Origin of the sequence: Catellatospora sp. NPDC049133, assembly GCF_040648455.1 — a bacterium.
Taxonomy (GTDB): Bacteria; Actinomycetota; Actinomycetes; order Mycobacteriales; family Micromonosporaceae; genus Catellatospora; species Catellatospora aurea.
The window spans coordinates 1-17,415 of sequence record NZ_JBEZDT010000063.1 but is presented as its reverse complement, the minus strand read 5'-3'; the positions used below and the strand labels follow the sequence as shown (position 1 = coordinate 17,415).

General features: G+C 68.6%; 13 protein-coding genes and 1 tRNA gene. 5 read left to right on the top strand and 9 right to left on the bottom strand.

All coding sequences use genetic code 11. The annotated features are described in order from the left end of the window. Positions 1–109 precede the first annotated feature (109 nt). Both AB0B35_RS40510 and AB0B35_RS40505 read right to left on the bottom strand, forming a co-directional pair. Positions 110–1,927, bottom strand: a complete 1,818-nt coding sequence (locus AB0B35_RS40510; protein ID WP_361056751.1) for a hypothetical protein — start codon at positions 1,925–1,927, stop codon at positions 110–112. A 69-nt stretch (positions 1,928–1,996) separates the two neighbouring features. Next, positions 1,997–4,738 carry a cellulose binding domain-containing protein gene (locus AB0B35_RS40505; RefSeq protein ID WP_361056749.1) on the bottom strand — a complete coding sequence of 914 codons (2,742 nt, stop codon included), beginning with the start codon at positions 4,736–4,738 and terminating at the stop codon, positions 1,997–1,999. 346 nt (positions 4,739–5,084) lie between these two features. Here AB0B35_RS40505 and AB0B35_RS40500 point away from each other — a divergent pair, with 346 nt between their 5' ends. Beyond that, positions 5,085–5,630 (top strand): hypothetical protein, encoded by a 546-nt coding sequence (locus AB0B35_RS40500; protein WP_361056746.1) that lies wholly within the window; start codon positions 5,085–5,087, stop codon positions 5,628–5,630. Between the two features lie 62 nt (positions 5,631–5,692). On the opposite strand, the gene AB0B35_RS40495 is transcribed toward AB0B35_RS40500, so the two are convergent. Beyond that, positions 5,693–5,896 carry a hypothetical protein gene (locus tag AB0B35_RS40495; protein WP_120317799.1) on the bottom strand — a complete coding sequence of 68 codons (204 nt, stop codon included), beginning with the start codon at positions 5,894–5,896 and terminating at the stop codon, positions 5,693–5,695. 117 nt (positions 5,897–6,013) lie between these two features. Further along, positions 6,014–7,024, bottom strand: coding sequence for a LuxR C-terminal-related transcriptional regulator (locus AB0B35_RS40490; protein ID WP_361056743.1), 1,011 nt, complete (start codon positions 7,022–7,024; stop codon positions 6,014–6,016). 371 nt (positions 7,025–7,395) lie between these two features. Between AB0B35_RS40490 and AB0B35_RS40485 the strand changes: the two genes are divergently transcribed. Together AB0B35_RS40485 and AB0B35_RS40480 are read left to right on the top strand one after the other, a co-directional pair. Next, on the top strand, positions 7,396–8,115 hold the full coding sequence (locus tag AB0B35_RS40485; protein ID WP_361056740.1) for a protein phosphatase 2C domain-containing protein: 720 nt from the start codon (positions 7,396–7,398) through the stop codon (positions 8,113–8,115). 277 nt (positions 8,116–8,392) lie between these two features. Next, positions 8,393–9,040 (top strand): Crp/Fnr family transcriptional regulator, encoded by a 648-nt coding sequence (locus tag AB0B35_RS40480; protein ID WP_361056737.1) that lies wholly within the window; start codon positions 8,393–8,395, stop codon positions 9,038–9,040. Here AB0B35_RS40480 and AB0B35_RS40475 read toward each other — a convergent pair. The 4 genes from AB0B35_RS40475 to AB0B35_RS40460 are packed head-to-tail and all read right to left on the bottom strand — an operon-like array spanning position 9,037 to position 14,636. Further along, a complete protein-coding gene (locus tag AB0B35_RS40475; RefSeq protein ID WP_361056734.1) occupies positions 9,037–10,392 on the bottom strand; it encodes a DUF4407 domain-containing protein in 1,356 nt (451 codons plus the stop codon). The two genes, AB0B35_RS40480 and AB0B35_RS40475, sit on opposite strands and share 4 nt — an antisense overlap. Then, the gene (locus tag AB0B35_RS40470; RefSeq protein WP_361056731.1) at positions 10,385–11,797 is read right to left on the bottom strand and encodes a hypothetical protein; all 1,413 of its coding nucleotides are present in this window, start codon (positions 11,795–11,797) and stop codon (positions 10,385–10,387) included. The genes AB0B35_RS40475 and AB0B35_RS40470 overlap by 8 nt, the downstream gene beginning before the upstream one ends. A gap of 15 nt (positions 11,798–11,812) precedes the next feature. Beyond that, positions 11,813–13,981, bottom strand: coding sequence for a hypothetical protein (locus tag AB0B35_RS40465; RefSeq protein ID WP_361056728.1), 2,169 nt, complete (start codon positions 13,979–13,981; stop codon positions 11,813–11,815). After that, complete coding sequence (locus AB0B35_RS40460) at positions 13,974–14,636, bottom strand: hypothetical protein (protein WP_361056725.1); 663 nt, start codon at positions 14,634–14,636, stop codon at positions 13,974–13,976. The genes AB0B35_RS40465 and AB0B35_RS40460 overlap by 8 nt, the downstream gene beginning before the upstream one ends. Before the next feature lie 923 nt (positions 14,637–15,559). Here AB0B35_RS40460 and AB0B35_RS40455 point away from each other — a divergent pair. Beyond that, positions 15,560–16,099 (top strand): Pycsar system effector family protein, encoded by a 540-nt coding sequence (locus AB0B35_RS40455; RefSeq protein WP_361056722.1) that lies wholly within the window; start codon positions 15,560–15,562, stop codon positions 16,097–16,099. Between the two features lie 96 nt (positions 16,100–16,195). Here the strand turns inward: AB0B35_RS40455 and AB0B35_RS40450 are convergent. After that, positions 16,196–16,270: transfer RNA gene (locus AB0B35_RS40450), tRNA-Lys, on the bottom strand. A gap of 430 nt (positions 16,271–16,700) precedes the next feature. On the opposite strand from AB0B35_RS40450, the gene AB0B35_RS40445 reads away from it, so the two are divergent. After that, the coding region (locus AB0B35_RS40445; protein WP_361056718.1) for a cellulose binding domain-containing protein at positions 16,701–17,415 on the top strand (715 nt) is incomplete at its 3' end.

Here is a 17,415-nt window from a genome sequence, read left to right as displayed (position 1 = left end):
TCGCCGACGATGATGCCGCGGCCGTTGGTGCCCACGTAGACCCGCCCGTGCACCCGCGGGTCACCGATCACGACCGCCCCGGTCCACGCCCACTGGTGGCGGTCGTCGTTCAGCCGGATCCAGTGCCGACCGGCGTCGTCCGAGCGGAAGATCCCGCGCGTGCCGCGCACCTTGGCGCTGGTGAAGACCGCAGGGTGGGAGCGGCGCGGAGCCGCCTTGCCGAAGCCCACGTTGTCGGCCTCGTCCACGCCCGCGAGCTGTGTGAACGTGCCGCCGCCGTCGGTGGAGCGCCACATGCCGTACGCCCCGCCGGTCTTGCCGCCCGCCAGCCAGACGTGCCCGGCGATCCCGGGCACCGCCTGGAAGCGCACGTCGCCCTCGGCGGGCAGGCCGGCCGCCGCTGCCGTGAAGCCGGTCCCGCCGTCGGTGCTGACGTAGAAGGTCCCGGCGGCGAACGCGTACATCCGGGCCGGGTCCACCCGGTCGGCCTCGACCCGCGCCTCGGCGGGGACGCCCGAGAGTGCGCGCCGACCGGCGGGCTGACCAGGTCGAGCACCGCCGTCTCCTCCAGCCCGCGAGCCCGCACCGCGATGCGCACCGTGCCGCCGGTGTCCCAGTCGGTCAGGTTGTCCGTCGCGTAGATCGTCGCCCCGGTGCCGTAGAGCAGCCGGTCCGAGTCGAACGGGTCGATCTCCAGGGACTCCGTCATCCAGCCCAGCTTCGGGGCCTCCTCGGGAAGCGGCGGCGTCGCGTTCCAGGTCAGCCAGGGAGCGTCGGTGATGTCGATGTCATAGCGCTTGACCCGGTTCGGCCAGGCGCCCCAGTCCCAGGAGCGGGTCCAGGTCGCGCCGCCGTCGGTGGTGCGGAAGAACACCACGTCCGGCCACCAGGCGATCTGCGTGGCCACGAGCAGCGTGCCCGGATGCTGCCGGTCGATGGTCAGGCCGGAGTAGCCCCAGCTCCCGTTCTCCGGCGTGATGTCGGTCCAGGTGTCGGTCGCGATGTCGAGCTTCCAGACCTTGCCCGAACCGCCGTCGTACGGCCCGCCGGTGTCACTCGTGGCCAGGTAGAGGAAGCCGCCGACGTGGTCGAGCACGCCCTTGTGCGGCACGTGCCCGGTCGGCGCGCCCGGCACGGCGGCCCAGGTCGCCCCGCCGTCGGTGGAGCGGTAGAGCGGGTTGTCCTTGTCGGCCACGCCCACGTAGATCGTCTGCGTGCGCCGCCGCCGGGTGCCGGTACGCGGGTCGAACACCACCCAGACCACGCCCTGCAGGTCGCTGGAGTAGCCGCTGGTGTCGTTCGGGTCGGCCCGGTAGGAGCCAGGGTTCGGGAACGCGCTCACCTGGGCCCAGCGCTCGCCGTGGTCGGTGCTGCGCCACAGCCCGTGCCCGCTCGGCGCGCCCAGGTAGAGGACCTCGTTGCGGTTCGGGTCGATGGCCAGCCGCTCGCCCATGCCCCGGCCGGGCATGTTGCCGCCGAGCTTGAACGGCAGCTCGGTGACCTTCCAGGTGCGGCCCCGGTCACGCGAGCGCAGGATCGCCCCGGGGTTCGGGTCCCAGTCGTTGGTGTACGTCCCGACGGCCGCGTAGACCCGGTCCGGGTCGCGGGCGTCAGTGGCCAGGCTGGCCACCCCGGACCAGCCCCATCTGTCCCAGCCCACCCAGTCCAGCAGCGGCGTCCAGCGGCCGGTGGACTGGTTCCAGCGGTACGCGCCGCCGATGTCGGTGCGGGCGTACACCAGGCCGGGTTCGGACTGGCTGAACACGATCCCGGGGACGAAGCCGCCCCCGACGATCTCGACGTTGTCCCAGCGGTAGCCCTGCCCGCCGGCCAGGGCCGGCGCGCCGAGCAGGGCCGCTCCGGCGGCCGCGCCGACACCCGCCGCGCCACCCAGCAGGCTGCGGCGGGAGATCCGTGGCTCGTCCATCTGCTTCCTTTCCAAGCACGAGCGAGGCGTCCCTCGGGGATGAGAGACGCCTCGGTTCTCAGGGGGCGATCACAGTGCCGTGCAGGTCACCGGCGACGGGATCGGGTTGGAGCTGTTGTTCCAGGAGGCGTTGAAGCCCGCCGTGGTGCTGGCAGCGGGCGCGAGCACGCCGTTGTAGCTCTCGTTGACGGCCTGCACCGCGGACCCGGTCTGGGTCTTGATGCCGCCCCACATCTGCGAGATCACCTGTCCGGCGGTGAAGGTGAAGTTGACCCGCCAGCCGGTCGTGGCCACCGAGCCGGTATTGGTCACCTTCAGCTCACCGGTGAACCCGCCGGGCCACGAGTTGAGCACCTTGTACGTCGCGGTGCACGCCTTGCCGCCCTGACCGGACGGGCTCGGCGACGGTGACGCGGACGGCGACGGCGAGGCGGACGCGCTCGGCGACGCGCTGGGCGAGGCCGACGCCGACGGCGACGCGGAGGTCGACGCCGACGGGCTCGGCGGCGGGCTCGACGGCGTCACCGTGGCGTCGCCGTAGATGATGCCGCGGCCGTTGGTGCCCAGGTAGACGCGGCCGTACGTGCGCGGGTCGCCGGTGATCGCGTCACCGGCGTTGCCGTACTGGTGCTGGGCGTCGTTGATGCGGACCCAGGTCGCGCCGACGTCGTTGGAGCGGTACACGCCGCGTACGCCGTCGATGGTGGCCATGGTGTAGACCGCCATGTTGGTGCGCCCCGGCGCGGCCTTGCCGAAGCCGATGCCCACGCCGCTGGCCGACGCCGCGAACTTGGTGAACGACGTGCCCGAGTTGGTCGACCGGTACACGCCGGTCTCCCCGGCCAGCCAGAGCTCGCCCTCGACGCCCGGCATCGCCTTGAAGTTGCCGGTCGCGCCCAGCCCGGTGGCGGTGCTGGTGAAGCTCTGCCCGCCGTTGGTGCTCACGTAGAACGTGCCGTTGTACAGGGCGTAGAACTTGTTCGGGTTGACCCGGTCCGACTCGACCTTCGCCGTGGCGGGCACACCGCTCGCCTGGCTGAAGCCGCCGCCGAAGCTGGTGGCGTAGAAGACGCCGTTGGCCTCGGTGCTCCACACCACGCGGGTGCCGTTGGCGTTCAGCGCGACGGTGCCGCCCTGCGCGCCGCTGGGCGAGCTGCCCGACCACCAGTTCGCGCCGCCGTCGCTGGACACGCCGATGTTGGTCTGCCCGTTGGCGGTACGCGCGCCCTTGCCGACGCGGACCACGTAGCTCGGGTTCAGCTCGGCGTAGTCGAGGCTGTTCGTGCTGCCGAAGTACGGCATGTCGAACATGTCCGGGACCACGTCGAGGTTGGTGTGCCGGAAGCCGCCGATGTCGCCGACGCCGGAGATCAGCGGGGAGGCGCCGGTCGGCGGGCTGATCAGGTCCAGCACCGCGGTCTCCTCCAGGCCCTTGATGAACGGGCTCAGCGCGACGGTGCCGCCGGTGTCCAGGGCGGTCATGTTGGTGGTGCCGTAGATCGTCGCGCCGGTGCCGAACAGCATGCGGTTGGAGTTGAACGGGTCGATCTCCAGCGCCTCGGTCATCCAGCCCAGCTTCGGCGACTGCTCGGGGGCCGACTTCTGCTCGTTGAAGTCCAGCCACGGCACGCCGGAGATGTTCAGCGTGTAGCGGTTGGTCCGGTTGGGCCAGGCGTAGTCGTAGAACTGCCGCCAGGTCGCGCCGCCGTCGGTGCTGCGCCAGATGAACGTGTCCGGGTACCAGGAGCTGTAGCCGGTGACCATCAGCGTGTTCGGGTTCTGCTTGTCGATCGAGAGCCCGGAGTAGCCGAACCAGTTGTTGTTCGTGTCGCTGGACGGGACCGGGCTGATCTGGGTCCACGTGCCGGTCGACAGCTGCATCTTCCACACGTCGCCGTGGCCGCCGTCGTACGGGCCGCCCTTGTCGCTGGTAGTGATGTAGAGGTACCCGCTCGCGATCTCACCCTGGTGCGCCAGGTAGCCGGTGGGCTGGCCCGCGACCCGTTCCCAGCTGGTGCCGCCGTTGAGGCTGCGGTACACGGTGTTCTGGAGGTCCGCGACGCCGACGTAGATCGTCTGCGTGGTGCTGCCCGCGGTGCCGGTGGACTTGTCGAACGCCACCCAGCCGATGCCCTGGCTGAAGTTCAGATAGTTGTTCGTGTCCGCCGGGTCCTGAACGTAGTTGCCGGCGTTCGGGAAGTTCGTCACCTTCGCCCAGGTCACGCCGGAGTCGGTGCTGCGCCACAGGCCGTTGCCGGCCTCCGCGCCGAAGTAGAGGGTGCTGTTGCGGTTCGGGTCGATGGCCAGGCGCTCGCCCATGCCGCGGCCGGGCATGTTGCCGCCGACCTTGAACGGCAGCGTGGTGGCGGCCCAGGTCGCACCCTTGTCCGAGGAACGCAGGATGGCGCCGTTGTTCGGGTCCCAGCTGTTGAGGTACATGCCCACCGCGGCGTACACCTTGTTGGTCTGCACCGGGTCGGTGGCCAGGCTCAGCACGCCGTTGTAATTCCAGTTGTCCCAGCCGGCCCAGTCCAGCAGGGGGATCCAGCTGCCGGTGGACTGGTTCCAGCGGTACGCGCCGCCGATGTCGGTGCGCGCGTAGATCAGGTTCTGCTCGGTCTGGTTGAAGATGATGCCGGGCACGAACCCGCCACCGTCGATACGGACGTTCTTCCAGGTGTACGGCTCGGACGCGGCCGCGACGGCCGGGGTGCCCCCGGCGAGCTGGGTGACGACCGCCAGCGCGCCCGCCGTCAGGGTGGCGGCGAGGGTGCCGGCGAGGGTGCGGGTTCTTCGGGCACGGGGTTGCATCTGTGGCACTCCAGTGGGGACGGGTGCCGCTGGCGCACAGATGGCGGGGCGGGCCCGGGCAGTGACAACCGCCGCACCGCCTGTGCCGGCAACGGCGACAGAACGTGCGTATGAGTTGCGCGGGACTGCCCTCGGCTGCGCGCACCGGTCCCGTGGAGAGGTTCACACGCTCGTCACAGGCATGTCAATAGTTTGATGTGCCAACGAACTCCGGTCCGATATGGCCGCTCGCCAGGCCTGTGCGAGGCGGCCGGGCTCAGATCACATAGGAGACAATGGTTAGGTGCGGCTTGCCCGGACGTTGTAGGGTTCGCCCGCGATCCCTCAACCTCTCCGGAGCTCGATCATGAGTGAATACACCCCTCAGGTGAACCTGGTCAGCCGCACCGGCGCCGGTGTGGTCGGCGGTGTCGCCGGCGGCCTGTTCCTGGCCCTCGCGCTGCAGATCACCAGCCACATCAAGCCGTACGCCCAGCTCGTCGGCGAGGTCGAGGCCTCGACCGCATGGGTCATGGTGCTGATGGTCGCGGGCGCGGCCGGCGGCCTGTTCGGCGCGTTCGTCGGCAAGTTCATCCGCGGCCAGATCATCCCCGCGGTCGGTGTCGGCCTGGTCTGGGGCATGATCACCTGGCTGGTGCTGGCCATGCTGATCCTGCCGCTGTTCGGCGACGGTTCCGTCTTCGGCATCAAGGACGCCGGCGGCATCGTCATCCTCGGCGTCTACGTCGTCTTCGGCGTCATCACGTCGATCGTGTACGCCATCGCCGGCCCGCGCCGCCGCCACTACTACCGACGCCGCCGCGAAGTCGGCTTCGTGATGGCGATGCCGTCCATCCGCCGCCGTCGCCGCCGCCGCGCCGACGAGGACCTCGTCGAAGAACTCGAAGACTGACCCGGTCAAAGGAAGGGCACCTTCTTAACGCTCCGCGTTGAAGAAGGTGCCCTTCTTCAGGTCTAGAGGCTGCGGGCTATCTCGGCGAGCACGTCGGAGGGGACCTCGACGACGGTCTCGTGGGCCGGGATGTCGAGCTGGCGCAGGGCCTCCGGGTCGGTGACCCGCCACCCCTGGACCACGAACGTGTCCCGGTCGGTGCGGTACAGCGACGGGCAGTTGGTGTCCCCGGACAGCACTGTCTTGCGGATGAACGTGAGCTGCACTGGTCCCCCTGGGTAGACGGCACGGGCGCGTCGTCAGCTTAGCGAAGAGAATGGTGCAAATCGCGTAAGCCGGACGTCTCGCGTCCCGGCCGGTGGCGGGCACCGCCGCGGGGCCGGTCAGCCCCGGCGCACCGCCCACAACGCGGCCTCGGTCCGCGACGCCGTACCCGTCTTGCGCAGCAGGTTCGACACGTGCACCCCGACGGTCCGGATCGAGATGTCCAGCGTGCGCGCCATCTGCTTGTTCGACATGCCGGCGGCCAGGCAGCTGAGCACCTCCCGCTCCCGCGCCGTCAGCTCGGCGGACTGCTCGAAGCAGTCCCGCTCGGCCGGTGCGGCGCCCGGCCGCAAGTGGCCCGGCAGCGGCTCGTCGAGCAGCGCCTGCGGTCCCCGCCCCGCCGTCGCCGCAAGCAGCTCGACCAGCCAGTACGGGTTGCCGCCGGTCCGCTCGCAGACCGCACCGGCCAGATGTTCGGGAACCGCGCCGTGCACCTGCCTGACGATCTCCGCGACGTCGGCCGGTCCCAGCGGGCCCAGGTGCTGGCGCACCGCCCCCGGCGCGCCGGACAGCCGGGCGAGCGTCCGCGCGACCAGCTCCGGCGAGTCCGCCGCGTCCGGCGGGCGGCTCGTCACCAGGATCAGCGCCGGCAGGTCGGGCGCGGCGGCCAGCTCGCCGACGAGATTGAGGCTCGCCGGGTCCAGCGCGTGCAGATCCTCCACCACCAGCACCGCCGGGCCCGCGCCGACCAGCGCCCGCACCGTACGCACCGCGAGCCGCAGCAGCGCTCCGGGCGCGTACCGCTCGCTCGGCGCGTGCGGGTCCTGCGCCAACCAGGCCAGGCCGTCGGCGGGCACCGGCAGGTCATGGGTGTCCCGGCCGCTCAGCACGGCCGCCAGCCAGTCGTACGGGGCCGGGGTGTGCACCCGGGCCACGCCGTACAGGACTGCCGCCGGCTCCGGTGCCAGCGCCGCGAGCACGCTCGTGACCAGTCGAGACTTGCCGACACCCGCATCGCCGGTGATCGACACCACCGCCGCCGGGGTGACCGCGCCGCTCCTGACGTGCGACCAGCGCCGGACGAGCTCCCCCAGCTCGGCCGCGCGTCCCACCATCGGCACCGGCGTCATCGCTTCACCATACGTACCAACGTCACACGCACTTCTGCTGACCTGCATGCGCTCAGGTCCGGGCAAGGCGCCACGACCCGGTGGAGCGGGTGTCGCTCCGCCGGGTCGCTCCGGAACCGCGGCGAGGCCTCGTCGAGCCGCCGTCCCGGGCCCGCGCCGAGTGGTCTCGGACACGCCGCGGCAGCCGGGTCCGGACAGAACCAAACCGGCAGCGGTCGGCCCGCCGACCCGTCCTGCCGCGAAAAGCGCAGCTCAGCGCGGCTGCGGCCGGTCGCGACCAGCGGCCGGCGGGTATCCGGCGGTCCGACGCCCGCCGGGATAAGTACTACTGCTTAAAGACAAACCGCGTCTCAGTAGGCAGGCTATGCACCATGACCCTGAGCCTGCACGCCGTCGCCCGCACCGATGCCGGACTCGTCCGTGAGAACAACGAGGACTCGGCGTTCGCGGGCAGGCGTTTCGTGGCGGTCGCCGACGGCGTCGGTGGCTCCCCATCAGGAGAGGTGGCCAGCCGGATCGTCATCGAGACCCTGGCCCCGCTGGAGCAGGACGACCGGCACGGCGCGGACGTGCTGCTGGCCGAACTCGCCGTGGCCAACCGCCGCATCCGCGAGGCCATCGAGGCCGAACCCGCGATCGACGGCATGGGCACGACGCTCACCGCGGTGTTGCTCGGGCCGGACGACGCCACGCTACTGCACGTCGGCGACTCCCGGGCCTACCTGGTGCGCGGCGGCAGGCTCCGCCAGCTCACCGTGGACGACACGCTGGTCCAGGCGATGGTCGAGCGCGGGCTGCTCGCCCCCGAGGAGGTGCGGCACCACCCGCACCGGTCGATCATCACGCAGGCGGTGCAGGGGCGGGAGTTCACGCCGACAGTCATCGCGCTGACCCTGGAGATCGGGGACCGGCTGCTGCTGTGCAGCGACGGCCTGTCCGACATCGTCACGGACGAGGCGCTGGGCGAGGTGCTGGGCGGGTACACGGACGCGGAGGCGATCGCCGACCGGCTGATCAAGCTGGCGCTCGCGGCGGGCGCGCCGGACAACGTGACGGTGGTCGTGGCGGACGTGACGGGGTACGCGTTCTGAGCAGCGCCCGTCACCTGCGCATCCAGCCTGCTGACCGCGGCGGTGGGCGCACGCGTCCGCGACGTTGAGCGGGCCGGCCAGGGATCTGGTGGGGACCCCGGTGACGAGCCTGCACCGTGCGTTTGCATGCCGGGAAGCGGCGGTGAATGCTGGCTGCACCGTCACATGTGCCTGAGGGGGTGCGTCCGGGGTGCGCAGGATCGATCCCACGGAGATGGCAGCGGGTTGGCGACCGATCACCCTGCTCGGCCGGTTACCTCCGGCGATCCGGGCAGAGATGACCCAGCTGGGCGCGGTCCGCGAGTTTCCGGCCGGCACGCGGCTGATGGATGAGGGCAGCCTTCGCCGGGACGCCTTGCTCCTCCTGCTGGGCTACGTGAAGGTGAGCGTCAGAACGGGGACCGAGACGGTACTGCTGACGATCAGAGGGCAGGGCGACCTCATCGGTGACATGGCGGCTCTGAGCGGAAGTCCCCGCTCCGCGACGGTGACCGCCTGCACGCCGATCGTCGCCCGGTTCATCCTGCCTGCCACGCTTCGTGAGTTCCTCCACCGACGACCCGCGGCCGCAGAGTTGATCAACGCGTTGATCGTGGAGCAGCTCACCGCGGCGAACCGGCGGCGAGCGGAGTTCGCCACCAAGCCGGTCGTCCAACGCCTCGCCGGCGTCATATTGGAGCTGTCCGTCATCTGCGGTGATCGGTTGGCGGACGGGTCGGTGCGATTGCCCAGTTGGTTCCCCCAGTCCGACCTTGCCGATCTGGTGGGCGTGTCGGAGGACAGCGTGCAACGTGCCCTGCGCGAGCTACGCGCCCGGAAGGTGATCGACACGGGATATCGGTCGATCACCATCCGGGCGCCTGGGGAGCTCGCGGCGACGAACAATCTGGTGCAGCGTCCGTCGGCGCCTCCGGGCATGCCTTAGCTGCCGGCGTCCATTGCGGCATAACGCTTGCTGCGACGGTCGATCTCGGCCTCCAGCTCCTCATCGTGGCGAGCCTGTGCGGTCCTGCTCTCCATGTCGAGTTCATCGACGCGAGCGTTCGTCGCCGTCTCGTGGCGATGCTCCGCGAGGGCGAGGTCGCGCCCGTGGAACCGCTGCCCGGCGAGCAATTGCTTGTTCACCAAGGTGTCATAGGACGTCGTCCCGCTGAGCAGTTTTGCCAGGACCGGCAGGCTGTCGAGCAGGATGAGCAGCATCCGCAGCGTCCACTTCGCGAAGCGCACGAATGGGCTTTCCTCCGAGAGCCGCTCGAGAGCACGCGACTCGTCGATTATGTCGATCTTGCCGTAGCTGGCCTGCATCTTCTGGACCTTGGAGGCGATGCCTTCCTCGATGTTGCGGCTGTGGTCTGCCTCAGCCTGCTGCAACCCGGTCCGGAGCGTATTGATCTCGCGATCAAGCCCCTGGAGTGTCGTCCGCTTCGTGGGCAGACCGATCTCGGCCTCGAAGTTGTTCGCCACCGTCCAAGCGCTGTCGCACCGGAAGCCCTTGCCGGGCTGGCCTGAGGTTCCGGTGCGCTTGATACCCGCACATTCCGCCTGGGCCAGCGACTGCTTGTCCCTGAGCTGCGCGGCAAGAGCGCCGATCTCCTGATTGAGGGTGCCACGGTCGGCGATGAGGCTCGTGAGCTTGTCCCGGGTCTCCTGCGGAGCGACAATCCCGAGCTGGAAATCCGCACAGGCAGCGTCGTTCACGGTGGATCCCGTCACGGGGTTGCAGGCGTTCCAGCGCCCTGCGTATTTGTCGACCGAGTCCTCCCGGTCCTGCAGCACGTTCGCGTGGATGGCCGGATGGAAGATCCAGAGCACCAGCGGCTCGGCGATCACGCTTCCGATGACGACGGCCAGCAGCAGCCGTGGAACGAGCATCATCTTGCGTCCGGCACCGAGCGCCCCGTGGGTGCTGGAGACCATCCAACTGTCGACCACCAGGATGATGAAGCCCCAGAACAGCACGAACGGGATCAGGGCGATCCAGGAGACCTCGACGACACGCTGCAGAGCCACGAGCGCGGACACTGCGGCCAGGATCGCAGCGTTCGCAACGATCATCCCCAGTCGCGTGTATTTTGGCCGATCCTCCGGCACCCAGTCCAGGATCTCCTCTCGGACGCCGACCAGGCGCCTCGGCAAACGCGCGAGGCTCTGGTCTGGCAACGCGGGGCGGTTCAGAGGCCGCGGCGTCCAGGCGGGCGGCTGGTCGTTGACCGCGTACCGATAACGCTCGCCGTCTGTCGGGACGGTGGCCGTCGGTTTGATGTACGTGTCAGTCATCCTCTTCCCGCACTTCCACATCAATGTCGATGGGCTCGTCGCCGTCGCCGGCACCGTCATCGCCGGCCTTGTCCGTCACGCTCGCCTTGGATCCCTCGATCGGCGCCGCACTCTCGGCGGCCGAAATCTGTTCGCGATCGGGGCTGGCGACGACCGAGGGCGCCATGCCAGACAGGTCCTCCAGCAGCCGGTCGACCCGTACGCTGACCATGTCGAGGTGCCCGTGTTTGGCCATCTCCTGGAGCACCTGGAGCTTGATTTCCAGTTGCCGGTTGTTGTCCTCCCTGACTTCGCGACGATGCGTCACCAGGTCCTCACGCTCCAGGTCCTCCCGGCGGAGCCGGTCCTGGCGTTCCTGGTCCTGCCGGCGGATACGGTCCTCACGCTCCTGGTCGTCGCGACGGTTCCGGTCGTCACGCTCGTCCCGCTGGGTGCGGGCGCCTTCGTCGCGTTGCCACTCCAGTTCGAGACGCCGGGTCTCCTCCTGCTGCTGGCGGTCGGCGAGCATGCGCTCGGCGAGGTCCTTTGCATCGATCTCGCCGAGACTCTGCGCGTAGATCAGGGCCCGCAACGGGTTGCCGCCGATGGACTCCACCGCCTGCTCCACCTCCCGGCGGGCGAACTCCATCTTCTCCAGCTGCAGCATCTGCTCATGCCGCTGCTTGCGGATCGCCGTGACCTGCGCATGCTCCAGGTCCTCCTCGTCGACCTGGTAGCGCGCCATGCGTTGCCGATCTGCCAGCATCCGGGAATGCCGGTCCTGATCGATCTCCAGATCCTGGCTGAAACCCCGTCTCTGCGTCTCCAGGTCGTGCGCCGCCCGCGCCTTGCGCTTCTCCCGCTCGACCTCGGCGACCTCGTCCGGTGTCAGCACCTCGACGCTCACCAGCCGCGCCCGCATCCCGGTTACCTCGAGCGGCTTCACCTCGGAGTAGGCCCGGATCCGCCCGCTGGCCTCCAGCCGCACCTGGTTGAGTTCGGTCATCCGGTACTTCAGGCCGAGGTGAGAGATCTTTGAGTCCCGCCGCAGGTAGCCGCGGATCGTCTCCTCCGCGCTGAGATTCTGGCGCACCACCCGCGTGGGGTCGGTGACCGTGCAGGCGAACGTGACCTGGATGGTGAAGTCACTCGCCTCCGCCGACGGAACAGGCAGATGCACCGTGACGGGGACACCCTCGCCGAGGTTCACCAGGCTCACATGGTCGGCTCGCACGACCCGGTCGTCGTCGCGGGACAGCTGGCCGCGGTCCTCGACGTAGTCGCCGTCGACCCGAAAGACCCAGGCTTCGTGTGCACCCGCCTTGGGGAGTTCCGAGGCTTTCCGCTTCCTGCGGCCCATATTCAGAAAGCCACGAGTGGCAGCAGGCTCGAGGTGGTGCGCCTCGACGATGGGATACGTGGACATCCTGTTGTCGCCTCCTCAGTTCGTGTTCTGGCGGTAGTGGCGCCCGATCACGTCGAGCAGGACCAGTGCGGGAGAGTTTCCCGACTTGGCCCGATCCTTCTTCTGCGAGTTGATCCAGAGAAAGTCTTGATAGAAGGGCTCGACTTCATCGGCCGGCATCGCCGCTACCAGCGCCTCCCCCAGTTCGGAGGCGAATTCGATCGGGTCTTCGCTGATGTGCTCCAACCGGTTGAGCCCTTCCCAGAGGGCCTCCAGGGTGGTCTTGCGGTAGGGCCGGTAGCGGATGCCTTCTGCCCAGAGCTGGGCGACCGCCTCAACGCGGCCGGGATATCGCTTCAGGTAGAGGAACGTCACGGGGACGCGGTGCTGGTTCTCCCGCATGGAGAGGATCTCGGCGAGCACACGCCTCGCCCTGTGCACCACGACTCGGTCCTCGCGCCGAGCCGGGACACGGTGCAGTTGCGTCTCCAGGGTGGACAGCACCTTTCCCGCGACGTCCGTGCCTTCCAGCAGGGTGTCGAACAGTGCGGCCATGGCGAAACAGGCCTGGTCGAATCCGCGCGAGGAATGGATGATCAGTTGCCAGAGCTGCCTGATCGCCTGTGCGGGATCCCACGAACCCAGCTCACCGCTGTAGGCCATGGCGGCCGACCAGCGTTGCTCAGGATCGCCGTGATTCGCCCATTGCTTCGCGACCTTCAGCGCCGTCGGGAGGGTGTTCTCCTCGAAGCACATGCACCACAGGACGTATACCGCCGTCGCCTGCCCGTTGGGCCCGATGGTGCCCTTGGACCACGGCACGAGGTAGAGGAGATCGACCTCCTCGAAGTCGGACTGAGCGAGCATCGCCAGTCCTGTGGCCACCTGTGTGTTCGGCCGCCGCTCGACGATCGTGGCCAACCAGGCGGCCGTCGCGTTCCAGAACGGCATCTCGAAACGACGGCACAGTTCGGCGAGCACGTGCTTGCGGTAGCTCTCGTTGCGAAAGGCCAGTATCCGCCGGTCGCTCGTCCGACCGGTGACCCGCCGTTCGATGAGCAAGCCCTCCGGGCCCAGTCGGCCGGCCCGGCCCTTCGGCAGTTTGTCGGCCGCCTTCTTGCGCCTCTCCTTGGGCGGCGAGGTGACACCGTAGTGCTGCATGGCGTCATCGAGCGCGGACCGGAAGGCTTCGAACGCACGGTGTGTCGACTCGCCGAGGAATGCCATGGCGGTCACGTCCAGGATGTCCGGGAGATCCTTGACCTCTCTGCGCAGTTCGAACCACTCGCGGACCCGCCGCGAGGAGGTCTCGACCAGCGCCTCCAAGGCGGCATCGTGAGCTTCGCCGTCGGCGATCCTCGCCAGCACCGCGCAGACGTCGGTCATGGAGTACTCGTCGCGGAACTGCTCGGTGATCCGCGTCATCACCTCGCCGGACAGGTCCGTGCCTGATAGCCGGACCTTTACGAGGGCATCCAGCTCAGCGCGACGCCAGCTGAATTGACGAACGGCTTCGACCTTGTTGTCGGCCTCCATCACACTCGTCACCACCAAGTACGCCCCGCCAAGACGTACCCGGTCGCGGATCATGCGCCAGGCGAAGTCGGCGTCGGCCGGCTCACTGCTGCTCGTGTGGTTGACGATGAGATATCCGTAATCCTTCTTGTACGAGCGCGAGCCCAGTTCCTTCAGGTCGCTGACAGCCGACATGACGACGAGCTGGCCATGCGTGACCTCGCGGAGCAGGTTGATGCCCGCGGCTCGCTTGCCCAGGCCCGACGGTCCGCAGATCGTCACGACGCGATCGCTTGCGAGTCTCTCCACGACCTCGTCGAAACCCTCGGGACGGCAGTAGTGCTCGCATTCAGTGCGTATCTCCGCGTCGTACAGGTTGCCGGTGGGAACGCGATGGACCTTCCCACCGCCGCGACCCAGGCCGACCGTGCCGGCCCGCACCTGGTCCTGGAAGATATTGACGACGTCGGCGATCCTCTCGGCCGTCCTCCTGTCCGCCTGCTTCTCCCGCTGCCGCGGGGCGTCGCCGTCGGCCTCCTTCTCCGCGGCTGTCGTACCCGTGCCGGCGTCACCGGAGTCGGCTGCCGTGCCTGCTTCATGCTGCGAGGCGGGTTCGGACCCGTCAGACTTCTTGCCCGTATCCGGTGGTACGACCACCGGAGGGTCAAGATCCGGCAGCGATTCATCCATTGCTGCCGCCCTTGTTGATTCCGATGACGTTCGCCGTCACAGGCCCATGAAACTGGCTGATGACCTCGGCGCTGTAGGTCGGTGGCGCCTGCCCGGTCCCGTCGGCGTCGCCTGGTGGGCGCGCCTCGACGGAGGCAGGCTCGGCGGACTGCGGCACGGTGAGCACGAGTCCGTGTGCTTCGTGACCTGGGACGTAGATCCAGGCGGCCTCGGCGTACTCCTTCACCTGCACCTGCACTTTTCGGCAATTTGCAGGCCTGAGCACGGTATGCCCCTGCGCGACGGTGTCCAGGAAGATGCGGTTGGAGAGGATCACCACGAGATGGGCCTCAGGCACCGCCGCCTGTGTCGCGCGGATCGCAGCGCTCTCCACCAGCCGGCTGACCACGACGACTCCTGCGCCGGCGAAGCCATTGGCCGCCGGTTCGACGATGCCATGGTGCAGCGCCAGCCGCAGTCGCAGACGTGCCTCCGGCAACCGGTCCTCGTTGTGGTCGGCCAACCGCCCGTCGAGTTCCCGGACGAAGTTATCGACCAGCAGGTTTTCCGGCTCGTCGGCAGGGAGGACGGCCAGTTCCCCGTCACCGCCGGCTTGCCGCTCCCACGCTGTTCGTCTCAGGCCGGCAGCTTCGGCACTACCGTCGAGAACCTCCATGAGGCCACGTTGCAGCCCCACCTGTCTCCTGCCATTGGCCGACCCATAACCTTTCGCGTCGACGGACAGCAGAGGCCTGCGGCTTATCGCCCGACCCACGGTCATTTTCCATCCCCCAACCATCGGCGACATGGCCGAGACAAGCCAACTACAAGATCAGCAGATCGATCACCGCAAAAGCCGGGATTCCCCGCCGCATTTGTCCATCGGGCGGAAAGGCAATGGGTATGCCTACTCGGAACCACGCGGAGAGGTGCCGCCTTTATGACGTTCGGTCAGCTCAAGGTGACGGACTCGGCACTCAACGGAGTCTCGTCCTAAGTCGATGGACGGACAACCGCGCATCCGGCCGAGTGTTTTCTGGGTTGTTCGCGTAGCCGACAGGGCCGAGTTGAGTCGTGGTGTGACCGAATGTCCCACTGGCACCGTGATGATTCGCGGGCGCAGCTTCCTGTTCACCGATCGCATCACCGATCGCCGGACAGGGCTTCGATGTTCCCGCTCCACCCGATCGGACGCCTCCCGCTGTACGACCTGAGGATCAGCGCCGGAGGGTCGGATATCCGACCGGATTCGCGGATGTGGCCGAGCCGGGCATGATCGCGGCGTGTCCCTGCCGGGACGGACATGTCGTGGCGCGTAGCCGCTGACGACGACCGGTGCCGACGCAATCGGTCCTCACCATGGAAACGCGGCGAATTCACGAGGCGAAGGCATCGTGCTCACTTGTGGACGATGCCATACCGATCAAAGGGCGTGTCTCGACTCGCCATGACCGGCGTGAGGACAACATGGCGAACCCTCGGCCTTGACGATGGCGCGAATCCGTTGCTGCAATGACCGGGCCATCACATGATGTCGACCAGTGTGCCGGGGGAGATGAAGAGAGAATGGTTCGTCTGCTACGGCGCTCACCTGGCCCGATGGTGCCGGATGCCAAGCCGGCTTCGGCCATCGCGCCGCATGGTGCCAGTGACGACGCTTGGCGGCTGCTGGAACTCGTGGTGGAGTGGATCAAGCATGCCGAGGCGAAAGCGGCGGCGACGCTCGGTGCCGCCGGTGTCCTGGGCGGCCTGCTGTACACGCTGGCCTACCAGATGGCCGTGCCGGATGCCACGTTCGCCGTCCCAGCCATGATCTGCGCCGGTGCCGTCGTCACGTCTGCGGCTGCGGCCGTCGTGGCACTGCGCCCGCGCCTCAGGGCGGGCGGACCGGCCTCCGGACTGCTGTACTACCAGAGCATCGCCCAGAATTTTCCCGACGGGCCGGTGGACTACGCGCGCGAATTTCTGAAGCTCGTCGGTAGCCAGCCTGCGACAGTGGATGCGATCGCCCACCAGATCTGGGCGAACTCGGTGGTGGCGACCCAGAAGTATCGGGCTCTGAACCTCGCCGTCATTGCTCTGGTCGTCGGTCTGGTCACACTGGCTGTCTCGGCCGTGATCGCGCTGTTCGCTCGGTAGCGGGCGACCGCTTGCCCAGGTACAGGTTCAGCGGACCCGTTGTACTGAAGATCGAAGGCCCTTCCGGTGATCCGGGAGGGCCTTCGAGGTGGTGCGTGGTGGGCCGCCAGGGACTCGAACCCTGAACCTACGGATTAAAAGTCCGCAGCTCTGCCATTGAGCTAGCAGCCCTCGACCGACCAGGCTACCGGATCGCCCGCTGCGCAGTCGTGGGGTATCTGTCCGGAGCGGGGGCGCGTCCTGCCCAAGACGGCGTTCTCGTGCGCGGACATTGGCGCGCCGGTCCTGGGCTGGGGTTCGTGGCCGGGTGATGGGAGCGCTTCCAGATAAAATGATCGAAGTGTTGTGTGCGCGTTACGACTGTGCAAACATAGGCGCGTTCGCGTATGGGAGCGCGCCCACGCGATCACTTTGCCGCCGAGGGCACCCGGGTCACCGGGACGGCGGAGGTACCACCGGAGCGATCCGGTCGATCACATCGCGCCTGGCCGGGCCGGGCGTACGTACCACTGCGACCCTCAGCGCGGCCGACCTCTCGGGCCGTGACCGCGGGTCTACACCGTGCCCTGATCGGGCCACGGTCACCGCCCAAGGAGATGGTATGAAATTCCCGATCCGGCTCACCGGAAGGCGCAAAGTCGTCGCGCTGACCGGTGCGAGCACCCTGGTGTTCGCCGGCCTCGTCACGATTCCCGCGACCATGGCGCACGCCGCCCCCGGCTGCGACATCACGTACACCACGAACGACTGGAGCGAGGGCGCCGGCACCGGCGGCTTCACCGGGACCGTGGTGGTCAAGAACACCGGTGATGCGATCACCAGCTGGACGCTGAAGTTCGCGTTCCCGGGCGGGCAGACGTTCAGCCAGGGATGGTCCGCGAACTGGACCGCCTCGGGCGCGAACGTCACCGCGACCAACCTGTCCTGGAACGGCAGCCTCGGCACGGGCGCTTCGACGAGCATCGGCTTCAACGGCCGGTGGACCGGCAGCAACCCGAAGCCGACCGCGTTCACCCTGAACAACGTCGCGTGCACCGTCGGCGGAGTCACCCCGACCGCGAGCCCCAGCACGCCCACCAGCCCGAGCGCGTCGCCGAGTGCCAGCGCGAGCCCGAGTGCCAGCCCGAGCGCGTCGGCGAGCCCGAGCGCGAGCCCGAGCTCTTCGCCGACCCCGAGCAGCAGCCCGACCGTGCCCGGTGTGAAGGTCGACAACCCGTACGTGGGGGCGCGTGGTTACGTCAACCCGGAGTGGAGCGCGAAGGCGGCGTCCGTGTCGGGTGGCAGCCGGGTCTCCAACATCTCGACCGCGGTGTGGC